This window comes from Streptomyces sp. NBC_01217 (assembly GCF_035994185.1).
Classification (GTDB): domain Bacteria; phylum Actinomycetota; class Actinomycetes; order Streptomycetales; family Streptomycetaceae; genus Streptomyces.
In genome coordinates this window covers 5,062,482-5,082,443 of record NZ_CP108538.1, presented here as the reverse complement: position 1 = coordinate 5,082,443, position 19,962 = coordinate 5,062,482, and the positions used below count along the sequence as shown (strand labels likewise).

The following is a 19,962-nucleotide window of genomic DNA, read 5'->3' as shown; positions in this document are numbered from 1 at the left end:
GGGTTTCTCTGAGCCCCCTGTCGGATTCGAACCGACGACCTACGCATTACAAGTGCGTTGCTCTGGCCAGCTGAGCTAAGGAGGCATGCCGGAGAAGTGTAACCAACACAGCACCCTTCGCGGTCCCCGAATTTCGCGGCCCTCGAACTACTGACAGATTTCAAATGGCCAGGTAGCCTCGCTGAGGGTTCACTCAAGTGGACCAGACCACTCCCTTACTCGGATCGTCCGGCACGTTCCTGCCGGTGAAGGAGAAGAATCAGCATGGCCAGTGTCACGTTCGACAAGGCGTCCCGCGTCTACCCCGGCTCCACGAAGCCGGCCGTGGACCAGCTCGAGATCGACATCGCGGACGGCGAGTTCCTCGTCCTCGTCGGTCCCTCCGGTTGTGGCAAGTCGACCTCCCTGCGCATGCTCGCGGGTCTTGAGGACGTCAACGGCGGCGCGATCCGCATCGGCGACCGCGATGTCACGCACCTGCCCCCGAAGGACCGGGACATCGCCATGGTGTTCCAGAACTACGCGCTCTACCCGCACATGAGCGTCGCGGACAACATGGGCTTCGCGCTCAAGATCGCCGGTGTCAACAAGACCGAGATCCGGGCGAAGGTCGAAGAAGCTGCCAAGATGCTCGACCTCACCGAGTACCTGGACCGCAAGCCGAAGGCGCTCTCCGGTGGTCAGCGTCAGCGTGTCGCGATGGGCCGCGCCATCGTCCGTGAGCCGCAGGTCTTCCTCATGGACGAGCCGCTGTCGAACCTCGACGCCAAGCTCCGTGTCTCCACCCGTACGCAGATCGCCTCGCTCCAGCGCCGTCTGGGCATCACGACCGTTTACGTCACGCACGACCAGGTCGAGGCCCTGACCATGGGTGACCGCGTCGCGGTCCTCAAGGACGGTCTGCTGCAGCAGGTCGACTCGCCGCGCAACATGTACGACCGCCCGGCCAACCTCTTCGTCGCCGGCTTCATCGGCTCCCCCGCCATGAACCTGGTCGAGGTCCCGATCACCGACGGCGGCGTGAAGTTCGGCAACAGCGTCGTCCCGGTCTCCCGCGAGGCGCTCACCGCCGCCGCGGACAAGGGCGACACGACCGTCACGGTCGGCATCCGCCCCGAGCACTTCGACATCGTCGAGCACGGCGGCGCCGCCGCGAAGTCCCTCTCGAAGGACAGCGACGACGCCCCGGCCGGCCTGGCCGTCTCGGTCAACGTCGTCGAGGAGCTCGGCGCCGACGGCTTCGTCTACGGCTCCGCGCAGGTCGGCGGCGCGGACAAGGACCTCGTCGTCCGCGTCGGCGGCCGCGCCGTCCCGGAGAAGGGCACCAAGCTGCACGTCGTGCCGCGCCCGGACGAGCTGCACGTCTTCTGCACCTCGACGGGCGAGCGCCTCACCGGCTGACGCCCAGCACCCGCATCACGGCGGCCCCGCACGTTCTTCGTGCGGGGCCGTTCGCGCGCCACGGGGCGCGAACGGGTTTGGATCCGTGCGGCGGTGAAATCCCCGGCACACCGGCCATTTCACCGCCGCACGTCAACACGGGATTCGAAAAACACCCTCGAACCATCCCCCTCAAGGGTGACGAAATGTCGCCAAATCATCACTGCCCGCTACGCTCGCTGCGTGACCCACACCGCGCGCCGCATCGGCCGAACCCTCGCTCTCGTACTGCCCGTCGTGATGGTCCTCTCCGGGACCCTCGCCGTCACCAGCGTGCCGTGGGCAGCGCACAACTCCGAGTCGCAGGTCCTGACCGCGTCGGCTCAGGACGTTCCGAAGCGTGCCGAGGCACGCACCCCGCATGACGTCCTGCGGGACCGGCTGCTGGTGGAGCTCCGGGAGAAGGACCCGGGTGTCGCGCTGACGGACCTGCAGCGTTCCGTCGAGGGCCGCCCCTCGCTCGCCCGGCACTGCATGTCGATCGCGAAGGCCCTGGGCCGCGCCGCGGTCGAACAGTACGGACCGACGCGCGCCCACCGGTTCTCGCGTCCCGTCTGCGACACGTCGTTCGCCTCGGGCGTCGCACAGTTCAGCTGACGGACGGTGCCGGGCACCGCATATCGTGCCTGGCATGCAAACGTATCCGACGCAGGCCGTGGTCCTGGCGGGTGGCCAGGGATCGCGGCTGCGCCCGTACACCGACGACCGCCCCAAGCCGATGGTCGAGATCCCGGGCACCGGGACCCCGATCATCGGCCATCAGCTTTCCTGGCTGGCCGCCGAGGGCGTGACCGACGCCGTGGTGTCGTGCGGTCATCTGGCCGAGGTGCTCCAGGAGTGGCTGCGGGAGGCGGTGCTGCCGCTGCGCGTGACGACCGTCGTGGAGTCCGAGCCCCTGGGCCGCGGCGGCGGGCTGAAGTACGCGGCCGCCCGGCTGCCCGATCCGGGCGAGCCCTGGTACGCCACCAACGGCGACATCTGGACGCGCTTCTCCCTGCGCGAGATGGCCGCGTTCCACGCCGAGCGCGATGCGACCGCCACACTGGCCCTGGCCCGCCCCCGTATCCCGTGGGGCGCCGTGGAGACGGACGCGTTCGGGCACATCACCGACTTCATCGAGTCGCCGCCGTCGCCGTATCTGATCAACGCCGGTGTGTACGTCTTCTCGCCGACGTTCACCACGCTGCTGCCGGACCGGGGCGACCACGAGCGGACGACGTTCCCGCGCCTGGCCCGCGAGCGCAGGCTCGCCGGCTACCCGCTGCCGCACGGCGCGTACTGGCGGGCCATCGACACGGCGAAGGACCTCACCGAGGCCGCCAAGGAGCTGGACGGGCAGTGAACGGGGTACGAGGAGGGGCGGTCACCGGGTTCTCGTTCCGGTGACCGCCCCTCCTCGTACCGCCGCTGCCTCAGCCCAGCAGGCCGCCGATGGGGTTCTGCCCGCCGCCGGACGTCCCGCCGCCGGAGCCGCCGCCGTCCGAACCACCGCCCGTGGAGCCACCGCCCGTGGAGCCGCCACCGGTGCCGGAGGAGCCGGAGGAGCTCGGGCCCGAGCTGCTGGTCGGGGGCTGCTGCGGGGTCGTCTGCCGCGGGGGCTGCTGGACGGTGCCCTGGGTCTGGCTCGGCTGCCCGGCACCCGCCCCCGCCTGACCGGACTCGCGGACCGCGTCCGCGGCGGGCGTGGACGCCTCGGCGGAGGGGCTGGTGGAGGCGCTGCTGCGGGAGGGCGAGGGGCGCTGCCCGCCCGGCGTGTGGGAGGCCCGGCCGCTGCGGGACTCCTGCGGGAGCGGGGAGCCGGGGAGCTGGTTGGTCGGTTCGCCGTTCGGGCCGGGCACCGTGACGACCCCGGAGGAGCGGACCGCGCCGCCGAGCATGGAACCCACGAGAAGGGTGAGGCCGACGACGACTGCGGCGACGACGGCGCCCCGGCGCAGCACCCGGCGGCGCAGGTCCCAGATCGCCGAACGCGGGCCGAGCCTGCGCCAGGCCTCACCCGCGAGCCGTCCGTCCACGGAGTAGACGGGAGCGCCCGCGATGATCAGCGGGCTCCAGGCGGCGAGGTAGATGATGTCGGGCGTGTCGTAGACGGCGACGGTCCGCCAGCTGACGGTCACCAGCAGGGCTGCGGACAGAAGGGCGCCGACGGAGGCGGCGACGCGCTGCCAGAGACCGAGGACGGTGAGGACGCCGACGACGACCTGGAGGAAGGCGACGGTCAGTCCGGCGCCGACGGGATGCGAGAGCGCGAAGTCGCGCAGTGGCTCGGCCAGCGCCCACGGGTGCAGCGAGGTCAGCCACTTGACCATGGAGCCGCGCTCGCCGCCGTCGAAGTAGACGGGGTCGCACAGCTTGCCCATGCCGGCGTAGATGGAGATGAAGCCGAGGAAGACACGCATGGGTAGCAGCACGACACCGAGGTTCATCCGGCGCCCGGGATAGTACGCATGCCGTACGGAATCGCTGCCGTGACGCCGCCCCCGGGCGTCGACGAGGTCGTCGTACTCGTACTCGTCGTACGCCTCCTGGCCGTACGGTCCGGTGTCGACCGGGTCGTAGGCGCCGACCGCCTTCCGCATCGGCGGCAGCAGGGGCCCTGCGCCGTGGCGGCCCGGCCGGTGGGGCGCGGGGATGACGGGGTTGGGCTGGGTCTCTTCGAGACGGTCGATGACCTGGGTGCCGCCCGCGCCGAGCCCGCCGTCGAACTCGTGTCCGGCGTGCGCGGCATAGGAGTCGTACGCGGCGGCCGGGCGGCCCGCGGTGGAGTTCCGTACGGCCTGGAGGAGTCCAGTGGCGCCGGGGTCGCCGGGAGCGGACCTGCCGCTCCACACGACGGGCGAGCGCCTGCCGCGCACTGCTCCGGTGCCGCCGCTCATGGCGGGGACCCTGGGCACACCGGCGGGGGCCGGACCGCGCAGCCGCGGGCGCTGGCCAGGGGCGAGCTGCACCCGGAAGCTGGCGTGGTTGACGATGACCTGCGCAGGGTCGCAGTCCACCTTGGTCATGCTCAGGGCGGGTTGTTCGTCGAACCGAGGCGTTCTGGTGTCCACACTCATCTAACCGAGTGATGTGTGTTTAGGACACTGCCTTGACGGGCCCGAAGTGTCCGAGGCCCGTCAATGGGGTCCGACCGGGGGGCGCCCCGGTCGGCCGCCCCCCGGTCGGGTGTACTTCAGGCCCGGCGCCGCGCGACCTCGTACAGGACGATCCCGGCCGCGACACCCGCGTTCAGCGACTCCGCGCCGCCCGGCATCGAGATGCGGACCCGGTAGTCACAGGTCTCACCGACGAGACGGCCCAGGCCCTTGCCCTCGCTGCCGATGACGATGACGACGGGTCCGCCGAGCGCCTCCAGGTCCTCGACGGTGTGCTCACCGTCCGCGGCGAGACCGACGACCGTGATGCCGGCCTTCTGGTAGCCCTCCAGGGCCCGGGTCAGGTTCGTCACCCGGGAGACCGGCGTACGCGCCGCCGTGCCCGCCGAGGACTTCCAGGCGCCCGCCGTCATCCCGGCCGCGCGCCGCTCCGGCACGACCACGCCGTGACCGCCGAACGCGGAGACGGAGCGGACGATCGCACCCAGGTTGCGCGGGTCGGTGACCCCGTCGAGGGCGACGATCAGCGGGTCCTCGCCGTTGTCGTACGCGGCGGCGGTGAGGTCCTCCGGGTGCGCGTACTCGTACGGCGGGACCTGGAGGACGAGGCCCTGGTGGTTCAGGCCGTTCGTCATCCGGTCCAGCTCGACCCGCGGGGCCTCCATCAGGTTGATGTTGCCGCGCTCACCGGCGAGCTGGAGCGCGTCGCGGACCCGCTCGTCGTTGTCGATGTACTGCTGGACGTACAGGGTCGTCGCCGGGACGCCGTCGCGCAGCGCCTCGTAGACCGGGTTTCGGCCGACGACCATCTCGGACGTGCCCTTGGCGCCGCCGCGACGCGGCGCGGGACGGCGGGCCGCGGCCTGCTTGGCCTGGGCGCCGGCGATCCGGTTCTTCTTGTGCCCCTTGCGGGCGGAAGCGGGCGGCGTCGGGCCCTTGCCCTCCAGGCCACGGCGTCGCTGCCCACCGCTGCCTACCTGCGCGCCCTTCTTGTTGGACGTGCGGCGGTTCCTGCGCTGGCTGTTCCCGGCCATGACCTACCTGTTTCGTTGCTTCTCAGACATGCGTACTCAAGTGAAGTGTGCCGCCCGGATCGCCGGGCGGCACATGTGCGAGGGACTACTGGCGTGGGCCGAGTGTCCATCGTGGTCCGGTGGGGCTGTCCTCGATGAGGAGTCCGGTCTGACCCAGCTGGTCGCGGATGGCGTCGGCGGCGGGCCAGTCCTTGCGGTCGCGGGCGGCCTGGCGTTGGTCGAGGACGAGGCGTACGAGGGTGTCGACGACGCCGTGGAGGTCCTCGCCGCGGTCGCTCTCGCCGGCCCAGTGCGGGGCGAGGGGGTCGAGGCCGAGGACGCCGAGCATGGCCCGTACTTCCGCGAGTCGTGCGACGGCGGCTTCCTTGTCGTCGGCGGCCAGGGCGCTGTTGCCCTGCCGGACGGTGGTGTGGACGATCGCGAGGGCCTGGGGGACGCCGAGGTCGTCGTCCATGGCCTCGGCGAATGCGGGCGGGACCTCGGTGGCGGGCTCGACGGTCTCGCCGGCCTTCTCGGTGACGCGCTGGACGAAGCCCTCGATCCGGGCGAACGCGGACTCGGCCTCGCGCAGGGCCTCCTCGCTGTACTCGATCATGGACCGGTAGTGCGGGGTGCCGAGGTAGTAGCGCAGCACGATCGGGCGCCACTGCTTGACCATCTCGCTGACCAGCACGGAGTTGCCGAGGGATTTCGACATCTTCTCGCCGGACATGGTGACCCAGCCGTTGTGGACCCAGTATTTCGCGAAGTCGTCGCCGTAGGCCTTGGCCTGGGCGATCTCGTTCTCGTGGTGCGGGAAGATCAGGTCGATGCCGCCGCCGTGGATGTCGAACGCGGTGCCGAGGTATTTGTGGGCCATGGCGGAGCACTCCAGGTGCCAGCCCGGCCGGCCCCGTCCCCACGGGGTCTCCCAGCTCGGCTCGCCCGGCCGGGCGGCCTTCCACATCGCGAAGTCACGCTGGTCGCGCTTGCCGGTCTCGCCCTCGCCGGAGGGCTGGCGCAGATCGTCCAGATCCTGATTGGACAACTGGAGGTAGCCGGGGAAGGAGCGGACGTCGAAGTAGACGTTCCCGTCGGCTGCGTAGGCGTGGCCGCGTTCGATCAGGCCGCGCATCATCTCGATCATCTCGGTGATGTGGCCGGTCGCGCGGGGTTCGTAGGTGGGCGGGAGGCAGCCCAGTGCGTCGTAGCCGGCGTTGAAGGCGCGTTCGTTCTCGTATCCGATGGCCCACCAGGGGCGGCCCTGTTCGGCGGACTTGGTGATGATCTTGTCGTCGATGTCGGTGACGTTGCGGATGAACGTGACGTCGTAGCCGCGGTAGGTGAACCAGCGGCGCATGATGTCGAAGTTCAGCCCGGACCGGATGTGCCCGATGTGCGGGGCGGCCTGCACGGTCGCGCCACAGAGGTAGATCGAGACACAGCCCGCTGTCAGCGGTACGAAGTCACGGATCTGCCGGGCGCTGGTGTCGTACAGGCGAATAGTCACCCCTCAAGGGTAGTGGGCGCGCACCAGTGCCCCGCGACCCCTTGGGGATCGCGGGGAAAAGTTTGTGGCAGCGGAGTGTCCGCGGAGCGTTCCTAGATGCGTCCGACGACCTTTCGCGGCGTGATCCGGACGACCACCCGCTCGTCGTCGTCACCGGACGCGGGGTTGAATTCCGCGTACTTCTTGCCGGTGTACTTCACCGACAGCTCGTCGATGAGCTCCTGGCCGCCCTCGGTGGTGAGCGTGGCGGTGCCGCGGATCTCGGCGTAGGTGTACGGCGCGTCGGAGGGCTGGACGACGACGGAGACCCGCGGGTCGCGGCTCAGGTTCTGCTCCTTGCGGCGCCCCACGGTCGTCGACACGAGCACGTCGTCGCCGTCGCGCTTCACCCAGACCGGGGAGACCTGGGGGCTGCCGTCGGGCTGAACGGTGGCGACGGTGACGAACACCGGCGTGTCGAGAAGCGCCTTGAGTTCTTCGGAGAGTGCGGCGGTCATGGCGTATGTCCTCCAGTTGGGATCGATGGTGCCTCTACCGATACCCAACTCCGTCCCGTCGCTCCCGCTTCCCACCGGACGGAGCGCAGTGCGGGCCGCAGTCAGCCCGTGCGGTAGACCAGGGCGGTCGCGATCCCCGCGAGCCCCTCGCCCCGCCCCGTGAACCCCAGCCCGTCGGACGTCGCGGCGGAGAGCGAGACCGGCGCCCCCACGGCGGCCGACAGCACCTTCTGCGCCTCGTCGCGCCGCTTGCCGATCTTCGGCCGTACGCCGACGACCTGAACGGCGACATTGCCGATCTCGAAGCCCTCGGCCCTTACGATCCGCGCCGCCTCGGTCAGCAGCGTGACCCCTGCGGCGCCGGACCACTCGGGCCGCCCCGTACCGAAGTGCTGCCCGAGGTCGCCGAGCCCGGCGGCCGAGAAGAGCGCGTTGCACGCGGCGTGCGCGACGACATCGGCGTCGGAGTGTCCGGCCAGCCCGGGCCCCTCGCCCTCCCACAGCAGCCCCGCGCACCACAGCTCACGGCCTTCCTCGAAGGCGTGGATGTCGGTGCCGATCCCGACCAGCGGGATGACCGGGGCAACGGACCCCGTCCGTTCCTCAGAAGCCATCGTTGGCCCTCCTGCGCGCGAGTACCGCCTCGGCCAGCACCAGATCCAGCGGCCGGGTCACCTTGAACGCCTCTTCGTGCCCGGGTACGACCACGACGGGCGCCCCGAGCTGCTCCACCATGCCCGCGTCGTCCGTGGCGCCCTCGCCGCTGACGGCCACGCGCTCGTGCGCGCGCACGAGCGTGTCGCGGTCGAAGCCCTGCGGGGTCTGCACGGCACGCAGCCTGGCCCGTACGGGCGTGCCGAGCACCGGCTCCGGCTCGCCCGGCGCACCGGGCTCGACCTCCTTGACGGTGTCGGCGAGCGGCAGCGCGGGGACGACGGCGGGCGCCCCGTCCCGTACCGCCTCGATCACCGCGTCCACGGTGTCGACGGGCACCAGCGGGCGCGCCGCGTCGTGGACGAGGACGACGGAGACACCCTCGGGCAGCGCTTCGAGGCCGAGCCGCACCGACTCCTGGCGGGTGTCGCCGCCGGGCACGACGAGGTAGTCGGTGCGCTCGGGCAGCGCGTGCTCGTCGAGCAGGTTCTTGACCTCGGACGCACCGTCCGGAGGCGCGACGACGACGACCAGGGAGACGGAACGGGAGGCCGCCATGGCCCGTACCGCGTGGATGAGCATGGGCGTCCCGCCCAGCGTGCGGAGCGCCTTGGGGGCGCCCGGGCCGAGCCGTACGCCGCGGCCGGCCGCGGGAATCACGGCGGCGGTGCGGTACGGACGCGATTGATCAGACATCGGTTGCACTCCGAAGCTTCGGCATGTTTGTTTCCACAGCCGACATGGGTATGGCCACAAGCGAGCCGGGCGGGACGCCATGACTCGACCGGACCCTTTCCGTGACACCCGGTCGAAGTCGGACAAGCCGCACCGCTCGCTCGGGGTCGGCTGTACGAACGGCTACACAAGATCGCGAGCAACGTATCGGGGAGATCGCCGGGGAAGCCAACGCACCGGTGAGTCGGGACGTAATCCGGACAGGCCGTGGCTGAATCCAAACATGCCGCAGCGCCCGACGACATACCGTGAATACGGTTGTCAGCGGGCACCGCGGCACATTTTTTACGACCGGCGCGAGCCGGTTCAGGACGCGAGTACCTCGTCGAGCAGAGCCTCGGCCTTGTCTTCGTTCGTGTTCTCCGCGAGAGCGAGCTCGCTCACCAGGATCTGCCGAGCCTTGGCGAGCATCCGCTTCTCACCTGCGGAGAGTCCACGCTCGCGCTCACGACGCCACAGGTCACGAACCACTTCGGCGACCTTGATGACATCGCCGGAGGCGAGCTTCTCGAGATTTGCCTTGTAGCGCCGGGACCAGTTCGTCGGCTCTTCGGCATACGGTGCACGCAGCACCTCGAAGACCCGGTCCAGCCCCTCCTGCCCGACCACGTCGCGCACGCCCACGAACTCCGCATTGTCCGCCGGCACACGAACCGTCAAGTCGCCCTGGGCGACCTTGAGCACCAAGTAGGTCTTGTCCACGCCTTTGATCTGGCGAGTTTCGATAGCCTCGATCAGCGCGGCCCCGTGATGGGGATAGACCACGGTGTCGCCAACCTTGAACGTCATGTGACAGGTACCCCTTCCGTGGCTATCAAGAGTAACACGAGAACAGCTTCTCCTGAATGGCGTTTTCGCAGGTCAGGGCATATCTCGGGGCTTGACAACAGCAACACGAACGTGCTGCGGAAGGCTCACGGGAGACGGTATTCGCAGGTCGGAGCCGCTGTACGGGCGAGGCGAAACGCACACGTTACACGCATCGGAACCCCCTTCCGAAGTGGCCGAACGTCCCGTTTTGCCGGGTTCTGGATGATGAACTTTGTGTACTCCGTTCGAGGATCGATCACCCGTACGGACGTAAGTGCGGTTGATCAATAGAATTGATCAACCGTCCGGCGTGAGTCGGTTACATGAGTCGGTTACATGAGTCGGTTATGCGCGCGGAATGCGCCCACGCTCCATGAATTGATCACCGGCGATATGTGAACGGTGTGTGTTGACCGGTTTCGACGTGCGCCGGAGCACGAAGGGGAGCCAAGGGGCGGGTCGGGTGCGGGGCGGGAGGGGCGGCTCGGTAGCCTGAGGCCGCTGACACACCCTTAGGGCGGCTTTACGCCGCCCGCCCTTCCCGTCCGCAGTCCGACACGTTCAAGGAGTTGCCGCCGCCGTGAGCCGCAGCCTTCGACACGGCGCTCTCGCCGCCACAGCCATCGTTTTCTCGATCGCCTCGCTCGCCGCGTGCGGCGCGGGCAATGACGCAGCGACGCTCAAGGTCAGGCCGGACACTGCTGCCACCACCACCGGTGACATCAGCATCCAGAACGCGAACGTCGTCACACAGCCCGAGCTCGAAGCCGAGGGCCCGGCCGTCGTCACCGCGACGCTGTTCAACAACGGCGTCAAGGCACAGACCCTGGACGCCGTCACCCTGCCGGGTACGAGCGTCGCAGTGGAGCTGCACGCCGCCAAGGGCGCCGGACCGGTCGTGGTCCCGGCCGGCGGCAAGGTGGTGCTCGGTGGCGAGGGCAACGCGTCCGCCGTGATCGCGAACGGCCGCGAGGCCGCGCAGGCCGGCAATGTGCAGCGCGTCGTCTTCACGTTCAGCTCGACCGGCGAGGTCCCGCTCGGCGCGTTCGTCGTTCCGGCGACCAGCTACTTCAAGGGCTTCGGCCCCAGCTCGCTCCCGGAGCTGCCGTCCCAGTCGCAGTCGCCCGAGGCCGAGTCCTCCGCGACCCCGTCCGGTTCCGGGACCCCGCAGGCTCCGGCGGCCGGGTCGGAGTCCGACAGCGAGACGGTCACCCCGACCGACGCCGCGTCCGCCTCGGCGCAGACCGGCTGACCGTACGCAGCCGCGCAGACGGCGGAGGGCGCCCCCTCGAAAGGGAGGGCGCCCTCCGCCGTCGCATACGGGCACAGGCCGGTTTACGGCTCGAACTTGTACCCCAGGCCCCGCACCGTCACCAGGAAGCGCGGCGCCCCCGGGTCGGGCTCGATCTTGGCGCGCAGGCGCTTGACGTGGACGTCGAGGGTCTTGGTGTCGCCCACGTAGTCGGCGCCCCAGACCCGGTCGATCAGCTGCATCCGGGTCAGGACCCGGCCCGCGTTGCGCAGCAGCATCTCCAGCAGGTCGAACTCCTTGAGCGGGAGGTCGACCTTGCCGCCGGCGACCGTGACGACGTGACGGTCCACGTCCATCCGGACCGGGCCCGCCTCCAGGGCGGCCGGTGTGACCTCCTCCGGCTCCCCGCGGCGCCGCAGCACCGCGCGGATGCGGGCGACGAGCTCCCGCGAGGAGAAGGGCTTGGTGACGTAGTCGTCGGCTCCTATTTCCAGGCCGACGACCTTGTCGATCTCGCTGTCCTTGGCCGTGACCATGATCACGGGGACATTGGACCGGCTGCGCAGCTGACGGCAGACCTCCGTGCCGGGCAGGCCCGGCAGCATCAGGTCAAGCAGTACGAGGTCGGCGCCGTTGCGCTCGAACTCGTCAAGTCCGTCCGGGCCCGTGGCCGCGATGGCGACTTCGAAACCCTCCTTGCGAAGCATGTAGGACAGGGCGTCGCTGAAGGATTCCTCATCCTCGACGACGAGCACTCGGGTCACGGAAGGACCTCCGGGGCAGGAAATGGTTCAAGGGTGTCGGGGTGAGCGGGTCCGTAGGAGCCCTCGTCGCCGTTGACGATGAGCGGTCCGCCCGAGCTGCGGTCCCGTTCCCGTACGGAGCCCGCTTCGGGCAGCCGCAGGGTGAAGGTGGAGCCCTGGCCCTCCGAGCTCCAGACGGTGACCTCCCCGCCGTGCGAGGCGGCCACGTGCTTGACGATGGCGAGGCCGAGGCCCGTACCACCGGTGGCCCGTGAGCGGGCCGGGTCGACGCGGTAGAAGCGTTCGAAGACCCGCTCGCGGTCCTTCTCCGAGATGCCGATGCCCTGGTCGGTCACGGCTATCTCGATCTGGTCCCCGCCGGGTACGGTCAGTCGCCTCGCGGCGATGCCCACTCGGGTACGGGCGGGGCTGTAGTTGACGGCGTTCTCGACGAGGTTGCCGAGTGCCGCTGCGAGCTGGCCGCGGTTGCCCCAGATACGGAGCTCCGCGGTGCCGCCCGACGCCATGGTGATCTGCTTCGAGCCGGCCTGCTGGCGGCAGCGGTCGATGGCCTCGGCCACCAGCTCGTCCACCCGGACCGGCTCGGCGTCCTCCAGCGGGTCGTCGTTCTGCACCCGCGAGAGGTCGATGATCTCCTGTACGAGGTTGGTCAGCCGGGTCGCCTCGATCTGCATCCGCCCCGCGAACCGCTCCACCGCCTCCGGGTCGTCCGAGGCGTCCATCACGGCCTCGGAGAGCAGCGAGAGCGCGCCGACCGGGGTCTTGAGCTCATGGCTGACATTGGCGACGAAGTCGCGCCGTACCGCTTCTATGCGGCGGGCCTCGGTGAGGTCCTCGACCAGCAGGAGCACCAGCCGGGAACCCAGCGGAGCGACCCGGGCGGAGACCGCGAGGGCCTCGCCCCGGCCCGTACCGCGTCTGGGGAGGTCCAGCTCGACCTGTCTTATCTCACCGTCGCGGCGGGTGTCCCTGGCCATGTTCAGCATCGGGTCGACGGCGAGCCGTCCGCCCCTGACCAGCCCCAGCGCATAGGCGGCGGAGCTGGCCTTGACCACGCTGTCGCTCTCGTCGAGCACGACCGCGGAGGAACTGAGCACGGACAGGACCGTGTCCACCCCCGGGGGAAGGGGGGCGTTGCTGTCGGGCCGCAGGGAAGTGCGCGTCGGCTTCTTCTGGTCGCGCTCGCTCCAGCGGAACGCCAGCATGGCGATCACGCCGGTACAAGCACCGCCGATCGCCGCAGCTGCGGCGACTGCCGCGTTCACGTCCATACGTCAAGGTTATGCGGGTCCGGGAGGACTCTCCCAGCCATCCGAGTGCGTATCCGAACACTCGTCGCCCAGAGTTCACCGAGGGGCAAGGGTTGGTTCACTTGGGTGGCCGGAAGCCGACGCGTACGCCACCCATGGTGGCAGCGTGGGGTTCATACCTGGCCCCGGCCTTAGTGAGGACTGGAGAGGGACTTCCATGCGTGACGCGTACCACGAGGAACTCGACTCGATCGGTGAGGGACTGGTCGAGATGGCCCGGCTCGTCGGGTCGGCGATCGGCCGGGCGACGACGTCCATGCTCGACGCCGATCTCAAGCTCGCGGAGAGCGTGATCGCCGCGGACCAGAAGGTCGACGACCTCCAGCACGACCTGGAAGCGCGGGCCATCGCCCTGCTCGCGCGCCAGCAGCCCGTGGCGACCGATCTGCGGATCGTGGTCACCTCGCTGCGGATGAGCGCCGACCTGGAGCGCTCCGGCGACCTCGCCCAGCACGTCGCCAAGCTGGCCCGGCTGCGGTTCCCGGAATCGGCGGTGCCGCACGACCTGCACGCCACCATTCTGGAGATGGGGCAGCTGGCACAGCGCCTGATGGCCAAGGCGGCCGAGGTGATCATCACCAAGGACGTCGATCTGGCGCTCCAGCTGGAGCAGGACGACGACGAGATGGACCTGCTGCACCGCACGCTGTTCCAGCACCTGATGGACGACCGCTGGAAGCACGGCATCGAGACGGCCGTCGACGTGACGCTGCTCGGCCGCTACTACGAGCGGTTCGCCGACCACGCGGTGTCGGTCGCCAAGCGCGTGGTCTACCTGGTGACGGGCGAGCACGCCGACGAGATCCAGCAGCAGACACCGGTGGAGGGCGTCTGACCGGAGGACCCGGAAGACGGAGTGCGCGTCACGGCGTACGCGGTCGCATCCGTTCGCACATGTATCTCTGCACGCGTGCGCCGTTGATGCGCCTGCCCGGTTGGGCATGCAATGGGGTGGGGCGGCACGCCTTGTCCGTACGCCCCGGTCGTACGCGCGTCGTCGTGGCGTACGGCCCTGTCGTACGCATTGAGGAGGAACCATGGCCGATTCCCCCACGACCGACCCCCAGCAGGAGGCACCCGCAGAAGTGGTGCACCTGACCGTCCTCGGCGCCTGCGGCTGCGGCTCGGGCTGCGGCTGCGGCTGCCAGTCCGGGGCCCCGTGCCAGTGCGGTGGCTGCTCCGGCTGACCGGACCGCCAAGGGCGCCTCGCGCAAAACAGCCTGTTTTGCGCGAGGCGCCCTTGATGTGTGTGCGGATGCGGTGCCGGGGCGATGGCTTCGTGGCACGTCGTCCCTAGGCGGAAGCCCCGGGGCCCGTACTGACGTCGGCGTCCGCGTCGGCCCGGGAACCGGCCGGCACCGCACTCCCCACGGCCCGGACGCTCTCCGCCACCCGGCTGCCGCTGCCGCCGCCACTGCCTTCGGGTGCCGCCGTCCCGTCCTCGCCCGGCAGGTTCCGCATCAGCAGCCAGTACCCGAGCGCGGCAGCGGTTCCGAGGACGGCGCACGCCCCCCAGAGCCACTGCGCCCCGAACCGGTCGATGACGACACCCGACATCAGCGGCGCGATCAGCGCGGCCGCGGACCAGGACATCGTGTACATGCCCTGGTAGCGCCCGCGGCCCCGGGCGGGCGAGAGCCTGACCACCAGACTGCTCTGGATCGGCGAGTTGACGATCTCGGCGACCGTCCAGACGCAGATGGTCAGCGCGTACACGGCGACGGACCCGGCGAACGCGGTCAGCCCGAATCCGTACCCCGCGAGCAGCGAGGAGACGATGAGCAGCCGGCGCGCATCGCGATGCTGGATGAACCGGGTTACCGGGATCTGAAGCACCACGATCAGCACACCGTTGACGGCGACGGCGGTGCCGAAGTCGGAGCTGGAGAACCCGTCCGCCCCCATGGCCACCGGCAGCCCCACGTACCCCTGCTGGAAGATCAGGGCGATGACGAAGGACAGCCCGACGACGCTCATGAACCGCCCGTCGCGCAGCACGGTGGAGAGCCGGACCTCATCGGCGCCGGTGGCCGCGCGCCCGGACACCGCCGGCTTCTCGGGCCGTGACTCGGGCACCTTCATGAAGACGACGAAGGCGCAGACCAGCGTCATCGTGGCCTCGCCGAGGAACCCGGCGAGATAGCTGTACTCGGCGACGAACCCGGCACCGGCAGAGGAGACCGCGAAGCCGAGGTTGATGGCCCAGTAGTTGAGCGAGAAGGCCCGTACCCGGTCCTCGGGCCGGACGATGTCGGCCATCATCGCCTGCACGGCGGGCCGCGAGGCGTTGCTGGCCATGCCGACGACGAAGGCGACGGCCGCGATCGCCACCGGGTGGACCATGAACCCGAGCACGGCCACGGAGACGGCGGTCGAGGTCTGCGCGATGAGCATGGTGGGCCGGCGGCCCAGCCGGTCGGTCATCACGCCCGCCCCGAGCGAGGAGACGACCCCGCCGAGCCCGTGCAGCGCGGCGACCAGACCGGCGTACGAGGCGGAGTAGCCCCGGTCCAGGGTCAGATAGAGCGCCATGAACGTGGCGACGAACGCCCCGAGCCGGTTGACCAGTGTGCTGGTCCACAGCCACCAGAACTCCCTGGGGAGCCCGGACACGGATTCGCGTGCGGCCCGTCTGAGACCGGCGACAGACATACGGAATCCCCCCAGGGACGTGGCATACGGAACGGAGCCGCCGGTAAGAGGCCCGGTGGCAATCCGAACATTACGAATCCCGGATTCAGGTCCGCCAGTCAATTGACGCCTGCCGTCAATCGTCCCCGCCCCGCTCCCCGCCCCGGCCCTCCTCCGCGTACCCTCCGCGCCCCCTCCCGCCCCCCTTCTGTCCGTCCTGTGACCGGCCGCGCAGCGCCCGTATGCCTTCGATTACGCTCGGACCCATGGCCGACGCACCGTACAAGCTGATCCTCCTCCGCCACGGCGAGAGCGAATGGAACGCGAAGAACCTGTTCACCGGTTGGGTGGACGTCAACCTCACGGAGAAGGGCGAGAAGGAGGCAGTCCGCGGCGGTGAGCTGCTCAAGGACGCCGGTCTGCTCCCCGACGTCCTGCACACCTCCCTCCAGAAGCGCGCCATCCGCACCGCGCAGCTCGCGCTGGAATCCGCGGACCGCCACTGGATCCCCGTCCACCGCACCTGGCGGCTGAACGAGCGCCACTACGGCGCCCTCCAGGGCAAGGACAAGGCGCAGACGCTCGCCGAGTTCGGCGAGGAGCAGTTCATGCTCTGGCGCCGTTCGTACGACACCCCGCCGCCCGCTCTCGAGGACGGCACCGAGTTCTCGCAGAGCGACGACCCGCGCTACGCGACGATCCCGCCGGAGCTGCGCCCGCGCACCGAGTGCCTCAAGGACGTCGTGGTCCGCATGCTGCCGTACTGGTACGACGGCATCGTCCCGGACCTCCTGGCCGGCCGCACGGTCCTGGTCGCCGCCCACGGCAACAGCCTCCGCGCCCTGGTCAAGCACCTCGACGGCATCTCCGACGCCGACATCGCGGGCCTGAACATCCCGACCGGCATCCCGCTCGCCTACGAGCTGGACGCCGACTTCCGCCCGGTCAAGCCGGGCGGCACGTACCTCGACCCGGACGCGGCGAAGGCCGCCATCGAGGCCGTGAAGAACCAGGGCAAGAAGTAGTCGCTTTGATGATCATGCCCCTCATCTGCGCGTTCAGTGCAGATGAGGGGCCGTCGCCTATCTCGGGCCGCCTGTGGGCCGTCAGTGCGGGTGATCTTGGGGCCTGAGTGCCCTGCCGAGAGCCTTCCTCGCGCGGTCACGACTGCTCGGCATCAGATGGGCATAAACTTTCAGCGTGAGCCCCGGATCAGAGTGTCCCAGGTACTCACTGACCGCCTTGATGCTCTCCCCGGCGTCCAGCAAGACCGACGCATAGAAGTGACGCAGAGCGTGCATTCCGTGCTCGCGAGCGGCGGAATGCTCGCGACTCCTCGCCTTGGGGATGACGCCGACCTTGGCGAGTGCGGGCTTCCAGTGGTCCTCATTCAGCGACGTACGCCAGATGTGCCCGCCCAGGGGACCGGTGAAGATCAGGCGCTTGGTCACGGGCGGACCGCCGGCGCGCATCCAAGGCAGCGTGATCTCTACGGGCGGGAAGAGCTTCATGTGCGCCTTGAGCGCGTCCGCCACCGGATCCGGCAGCGGCACGTCGCGCAGCTTGCCACCCTTCGGTGGAGCAAAAACGGGCTGACTGAGGCTCAGCTTGAGCTGCTGGACGACGTGCAGCGTGTCGTTGTCGAAGTCCAGCTCTTCGACCGACACGCCAAGAATTTCCCCCTGCCGCAGGCCGCAACCTGCACCGACGTCCACCATGGGGCGGAATCGTTCGGCCATGGCTCCGCGCATGGCGAAGACTCGTTCCGGCAGCCACGGGACGACGCGCCGCGCACCCATCTCAGGGAGCGTCACCGTCCGCGAGTGGCAGGGATTCCGGGGGATGTGCCCATCCTCAACGGCCGCGCTCAGGATGGCGCGGACGTTGGAGAAAATGACGCGGGCGTACGAGCCGGACATGCCCGACGCTTCGAGCTGCGTCACGAACTCGCGGATGTGGCTCGGCTGGAACGCCCCCAGAGAGCGCGCCCCGATGCGCGGGAAGGCATGCAGCCTAAGTTGAGACTGCATGGACGCCCTCGTGTTCGGGTCGCCGCTCTGGCTCGCCAGCCACTTTTCCCCGAACTCCTGGAAGGTCATCCGAGCGGCCTTCGGGTCGGTGTACTGACCGCGCGACATGTCGGCCTCGATGCGGTTCAGCCAGTCCTCAGCAAGTCGCTTCTTCCCATCAGGAAAACTCCTGCTCTTCTCGCTGCCGTCGGGAGCGACGTAGCGGGCGCGGTAGCGCATACCCGTACCGTGACGGTCGGTCTTGACGCGGACGGTCTTGCCGTTGGCGTTGGTTCCGGTCTTGAACCAGCGGTCTTGAATGTGGCCAGCCAAAGCATGCTCCTGTGTCGCATGCAGTAGGGGCGTGACCAGGATTGGTCACGCCCCTACTGCCGGTGATTGTTCGGTGAGTCAGGCCGCGTCGTGTGCAGCGAGATTGGCGGTCCATGCCTGGACGGCTTCGGGGTCGTAACGCAGGTGCTTCCCGATGCGGAATCCGGGCGGGCCAGTGCGCTTCTTGCGCCAGACGTAGACGGTTTCCAGCGGGACGGAGAACAGCGCGGCGATGTCCTCCGGGGTGAGGTAGCGGTCGGGGAGTCCAGCGCGGAGCGTTGTCGTGATGGCGGTCGCCATGCGGCCTCTCCTTGACGGCGGGGTCGGGGGCTCTGGCCCCCTTCTGCTAGGTCCGCTACATCCGCTACGCCGCTACATTGCAGGTCAGCGGCATGATTTTTGTAGCGGATGGGTTCGATGTAGCGGCTACGGCCGTTCGCGGGTGCGCGGCCCGTAGCCGCTACATCTGGTTTTGCCGCTACAGATTCAGGGCCTCTGACCTGGGATGTAGCGCTGTAGCGGATGTAGCGGGCGTGGGAGGCGGGCAGTAGCGGGCCCACGCGTCTTCGAGGTCTTTGGCGAAGAAGCCTTTGAGGACACCGCCCGCGGTGCGGATGTTGCGGGAGCCGATGGGGTCGTTGTCGGCGGTCATGTACTCGCCCAGCATTTTGGACAGGCGCCGGTTGTCGAGCGGCTTGCCGTTGAGGTCGGCCCAGGGGGCGTCGTCGAGGGAGTTGAGGCGGTCCAGGATGGCGATGGTGGGCAGGCGGTCGATGCCGATCAGGACGTGGTCGCGCAGGTCGGTGAGCAGGCGGATACCGAGGCTGCCTTTGTCGTTGGCCCGGGAGGCTTCAACGAGGGTCACGCAGGCTTCGCGGGCCCGCCGGGGCCAGTCGCCCCCGGCGGCGTCGGCGATGGCGAGCAGCCCTTCCCACACGTCGGCGGGGCGGTCGCTGACACCGTCGGGCATCTCGGGCCAGGCGCCCATGACCCAGCCGCGTGCCTGCTCGGCCCACTGCGCGAGGCGGTCACACAGGGCGTGGCCTTCCTTCTCGTGGATGCGGGCACGGAAGGGTTCGATCTGCTCGTTACGGGCCCTGCGCCGCATGCGGATGATGACGGCGCGGGTCAGGATCGTGTCGGGCAGGGAACCGAGTCCGGCGACGGCGACGGCGGTGTAGGACGGGAACGGGGTCACCGTCTGGGTGTCGCCGACGCACCGGTAGGTGACGCCGGTCCGGCGGTGGCCGGCATTGAGGAATCCGCGCAACTCCTCGTTGTCCCCGGCCTTGGGGCCGAACACGGTGTCGATCTCGTCGAAGAGGATCGTGGGCCGCCCGTCCGGCCCGGACACGGCCCGGAAGAGGGCGGCAGCGGACGCGTTGACCGCGACCATGGGACGCGGAACGAGCGTTTCCACGATCTCCAGCGCCCTGCTCTTCCCGCTGCCCGGTTCGGGCGAGAGGAAAGCGAGCCGGGGCGTGGAGTCGAAGCAGTCGAGCAGGTGGGCGTGAGCGTCCCACAACGTGACGGCGACGTAGGCCGCTTCGGTCGGGAAGATGTTGAACCGACGGTGGAACGCCTCGACTTGGTCGAGCAGGGCCGCACCGTCGATGGGCGCGGGGGTCTGTGCAGGGGTGCTCATGCGGCGTTCCTCCTGTGCTCTTCGGGTGCGCGGTGCGGGCAGTGCCCGACGTGTACGCGGGTGTTCAGCTCGGTGACGGCTTTGCGGCCGCGGGCGCGTTCGTGGTGCCCGCAGGCGCACAGCCAGTCCGCGGTGGGGATCTCGCCCCGGTCGAGTCCCCGGAGGTGCAGTCCGGGCCGGATGCCGGTCACCGTGGCCGTGCGCGGGTCAGGACGAACCGATGAAAGGACGGCCTGGCGGCCGACGACCTTCGGCGCACCACTG

The 19,962-nt window shown here is 69.6% G+C and carries 21 protein-coding genes and 1 tRNA gene; 7 read left to right on the top strand and 15 right to left on the bottom strand.

What is annotated here, in order from left to right:
• Positions 1-11: 11 nt before the first annotated feature.
• A tRNA-Thr gene (locus OG507_RS22710) sits at positions 12-85 on the bottom strand.
• Positions 86-264: 179 nt separating this feature from the next.
• Between OG507_RS22710 and OG507_RS22705 the strand changes: the two genes are divergently transcribed.
• From OG507_RS22705 to OG507_RS22695, 3 genes are all read left to right on the top strand, one after another.
• Positions 265-1,401 carry an ABC transporter ATP-binding protein gene (locus OG507_RS22705; RefSeq protein WP_327369025.1) on the top strand — a complete coding sequence of 379 codons (1,137 nt, stop codon included), beginning with the start codon at positions 265-267 and terminating at the stop codon, positions 1,399-1,401.
• Positions 1,402-1,623: 222 nt separating this feature from the next.
• A complete protein-coding gene (locus OG507_RS22700; protein ID WP_327369024.1) occupies positions 1,624-2,037 on the top strand; it encodes a hypothetical protein in 414 nt (137 codons plus the stop codon).
• Between the two features lie 34 nt (positions 2,038-2,071).
• Positions 2,072-2,782, top strand: a complete 711-nt coding sequence (locus OG507_RS22695; RefSeq protein ID WP_327369023.1) for a nucleotidyltransferase family protein — start codon at positions 2,072-2,074, stop codon at positions 2,780-2,782.
• A gap of 70 nt (positions 2,783-2,852) precedes the next feature.
• Here the strand turns inward: OG507_RS22695 and OG507_RS22690 are convergent, their stop codons facing one another.
• The 7 genes from OG507_RS22690 to OG507_RS22660 all read right to left on the bottom strand — a co-directional run bounded on the left by OG507_RS22690 (position 2,853) and on the right by OG507_RS22660 (position 9,733).
• On the bottom strand, positions 2,853-4,496 hold the full coding sequence (locus OG507_RS22690; RefSeq protein WP_327369022.1) for a DoxX family membrane protein: 1,644 nt from the start codon (positions 4,494-4,496) through the stop codon (positions 2,853-2,855).
• Between the two features lie 116 nt (positions 4,497-4,612).
• On the bottom strand, positions 4,613-5,569 hold the full coding sequence (gene rlmB, locus OG507_RS22685; RefSeq protein WP_327369021.1) for a 23S rRNA (guanosine(2251)-2'-O)-methyltransferase RlmB: 957 nt from the start codon (positions 5,567-5,569) through the stop codon (positions 4,613-4,615).
• Positions 5,570-5,654: 85 nt separating this feature from the next.
• Positions 5,655-7,058, bottom strand: a complete 1,404-nt coding sequence (cysS, locus tag OG507_RS22680; RefSeq protein ID WP_327369020.1) for a cysteine--tRNA ligase — start codon at positions 7,056-7,058, stop codon at positions 5,655-5,657.
• Between the two features lie 92 nt (positions 7,059-7,150).
• A complete protein-coding gene (locus OG507_RS22675) occupies positions 7,151-7,555 on the bottom strand; it encodes a PPOX class F420-dependent oxidoreductase (RefSeq protein WP_327369019.1) in 405 nt (134 codons plus the stop codon).
• A gap of 101 nt (positions 7,556-7,656) precedes the next feature.
• A complete protein-coding gene (gene ispF, locus OG507_RS22670) occupies positions 7,657-8,169 on the bottom strand; it encodes a 2-C-methyl-D-erythritol 2,4-cyclodiphosphate synthase (RefSeq protein WP_327369018.1) in 513 nt (170 codons plus the stop codon).
• The gene (gene ispD / locus OG507_RS22665) at positions 8,159-8,905 is read right to left on the bottom strand and encodes a 2-C-methyl-D-erythritol 4-phosphate cytidylyltransferase (RefSeq protein WP_327369017.1); all 747 of its coding nucleotides are present in this window, start codon (positions 8,903-8,905) and stop codon (positions 8,159-8,161) included. The genes ispF and ispD overlap by 11 nt, the downstream gene beginning before the upstream one ends.
• 345 nt (positions 8,906-9,250) lie before the next feature.
• Positions 9,251-9,733 (bottom strand): CarD family transcriptional regulator, encoded by a 483-nt coding sequence (locus OG507_RS22660; RefSeq protein ID WP_006380568.1) that lies wholly within the window; start codon positions 9,731-9,733, stop codon positions 9,251-9,253.
• Between the two features lie 601 nt (positions 9,734-10,334).
• On the opposite strand from OG507_RS22660, the gene OG507_RS22655 reads away from it, so the two are divergent.
• Complete coding sequence (locus OG507_RS22655) at positions 10,335-11,006, top strand: DUF461 domain-containing protein (RefSeq protein ID WP_327369016.1); 672 nt, start codon at positions 10,335-10,337, stop codon at positions 11,004-11,006.
• 83 nt (positions 11,007-11,089) lie between these two features.
• Here the strand turns inward: OG507_RS22655 and OG507_RS22650 are convergent, their stop codons facing one another.
• Together OG507_RS22650 and OG507_RS22645 are read right to left on the bottom strand one after the other, a co-directional pair.
• Positions 11,090-11,770 carry a response regulator transcription factor gene (locus OG507_RS22650; protein ID WP_072487966.1) on the bottom strand — a complete coding sequence of 227 codons (681 nt, stop codon included), beginning with the start codon at positions 11,768-11,770 and terminating at the stop codon, positions 11,090-11,092.
• Positions 11,767-13,041, bottom strand: a complete 1,275-nt coding sequence (locus tag OG507_RS22645; protein ID WP_327369015.1) for a sensor histidine kinase — start codon at positions 13,039-13,041, stop codon at positions 11,767-11,769. Before OG507_RS22645 ends, OG507_RS22650 begins: the two co-directional genes overlap by 4 nt.
• Before the next feature lie 196 nt (positions 13,042-13,237).
• Between OG507_RS22645 and phoU the strand changes: the two genes are divergently transcribed.
• Together phoU and OG507_RS22635 are read left to right on the top strand one after the other, a co-directional pair.
• The gene (phoU, locus tag OG507_RS22640) at positions 13,238-13,915 is read left to right on the top strand and encodes a phosphate signaling complex protein PhoU (protein WP_327369014.1); all 678 of its coding nucleotides are present in this window, start codon (positions 13,238-13,240) and stop codon (positions 13,913-13,915) included.
• 202 nt (positions 13,916-14,117) lie between these two features.
• Complete coding sequence (locus OG507_RS22635; protein ID WP_327369013.1) at positions 14,118-14,267, top strand: hypothetical protein; 150 nt, start codon at positions 14,118-14,120, stop codon at positions 14,265-14,267.
• 106 nt (positions 14,268-14,373) lie between these two features.
• On the opposite strand, the gene OG507_RS22630 is transcribed toward OG507_RS22635, so the two are convergent.
• Positions 14,374-15,732: an MDR family MFS transporter gene (locus OG507_RS22630; protein ID WP_327369012.1), complete on the bottom strand. Its 1,359-nt coding sequence runs from the start codon at positions 15,730-15,732 to the stop codon at positions 14,374-14,376.
• A 245-nt stretch (positions 15,733-15,977) separates the two neighbouring features.
• On the opposite strand from OG507_RS22630, the gene OG507_RS22625 reads away from it, so the two are divergent.
• Positions 15,978-16,736 (top strand): phosphoglyceromutase, encoded by a 759-nt coding sequence (locus tag OG507_RS22625; RefSeq protein WP_327369011.1) that lies wholly within the window; start codon positions 15,978-15,980, stop codon positions 16,734-16,736.
• Between the two features lie 81 nt (positions 16,737-16,817).
• Here the strand turns inward: OG507_RS22625 and OG507_RS22620 are convergent, their stop codons facing one another.
• The 4 genes from OG507_RS22620 to OG507_RS22605 all read right to left on the bottom strand — a co-directional run bounded on the left by OG507_RS22620 (position 16,818) and on the right by OG507_RS22605 (position 19,889).
• Complete coding sequence (locus OG507_RS22620) at positions 16,818-18,053, bottom strand: tyrosine-type recombinase/integrase (RefSeq protein ID WP_327369010.1); 1,236 nt, start codon at positions 18,051-18,053, stop codon at positions 16,818-16,820.
• Positions 18,054-18,131: 78 nt separating this feature from the next.
• Positions 18,132-18,353, bottom strand: a complete 222-nt coding sequence (locus tag OG507_RS22615; protein ID WP_327369009.1) for a helix-turn-helix transcriptional regulator — start codon at positions 18,351-18,353, stop codon at positions 18,132-18,134.
• 178 nt (positions 18,354-18,531) lie between these two features.
• Complete coding sequence (locus tag OG507_RS22610) at positions 18,532-19,698, bottom strand: DUF3631 domain-containing protein (protein ID WP_327369008.1); 1,167 nt, start codon at positions 19,696-19,698, stop codon at positions 18,532-18,534.
• Positions 19,695-19,889: a hypothetical protein gene (locus OG507_RS22605; protein ID WP_327369007.1), complete on the bottom strand. Its 195-nt coding sequence runs from the start codon at positions 19,887-19,889 to the stop codon at positions 19,695-19,697. Before OG507_RS22605 ends, OG507_RS22610 begins: the two co-directional genes overlap by 4 nt.
• Positions 19,890-19,962: the final 73 nt, after the last annotated feature.

Coding starts and splice junctions, on each gene's coding strand:
- OG507_RS22690 (WP_327369022.1), bottom strand. CDS start 4,496: ATGAGTGTGGACACCAGAACGCCTCGGTTCGACGAACAACCCGCCCTG.
- rlmB (WP_327369021.1), bottom strand. CDS start 5,569: ATGGCCGGGAACAGCCAGCGCAGGAACCGCCGCACGTCCAACAAGAAG.
- OG507_RS22695 (WP_327369023.1), top strand. CDS start 2,072: ATGCAAACGTATCCGACGCAGGCCGTGGTCCTGGCGGGTGGCCAGGGA.
- OG507_RS22660 (WP_006380568.1), bottom strand. CDS start 9,733: ATGACGTTCAAGGTTGGCGACACCGTGGTCTATCCCCATCACGGGGCC.
- OG507_RS22645 (WP_327369015.1), bottom strand. CDS start 13,041: ATGGACGTGAACGCGGCAGTCGCCGCAGCTGCGGCGATCGGCGGTGCT.
- OG507_RS22625 (WP_327369011.1), top strand. CDS start 15,978: ATGGCCGACGCACCGTACAAGCTGATCCTCCTCCGCCACGGCGAGAGC.
- ispD (WP_327369017.1), bottom strand. CDS start 8,905: ATGTCTGATCAATCGCGTCCGTACCGCACCGCCGCCGTGATTCCCGCG.
- OG507_RS22630 (WP_327369012.1), bottom strand. CDS start 15,732: ATGTCTGTCGCCGGTCTCAGACGGGCCGCACGCGAATCCGTGTCCGGG.
- OG507_RS22635 (WP_327369013.1), top strand. CDS start 14,118: ATGGCCGATTCCCCCACGACCGACCCCCAGCAGGAGGCACCCGCAGAA.
- phoU (WP_327369014.1), top strand. CDS start 13,238: ATGCGTGACGCGTACCACGAGGAACTCGACTCGATCGGTGAGGGACTG.
- ispF (WP_327369018.1), bottom strand. CDS start 8,169: ATGGCTTCTGAGGAACGGACGGGGTCCGTTGCCCCGGTCATCCCGCTG.
- OG507_RS22615 (WP_327369009.1), bottom strand. CDS start 18,353: ATGGCGACCGCCATCACGACAACGCTCCGCGCTGGACTCCCCGACCGC.
- OG507_RS22705 (WP_327369025.1), top strand. CDS start 265: ATGGCCAGTGTCACGTTCGACAAGGCGTCCCGCGTCTACCCCGGCTCC.
- OG507_RS22675 (WP_327369019.1), bottom strand. CDS start 7,555: ATGACCGCCGCACTCTCCGAAGAACTCAAGGCGCTTCTCGACACGCCG.
- OG507_RS22610 (WP_327369008.1), bottom strand. CDS start 19,698: ATGAGCACCCCTGCACAGACCCCCGCGCCCATCGACGGTGCGGCCCTG.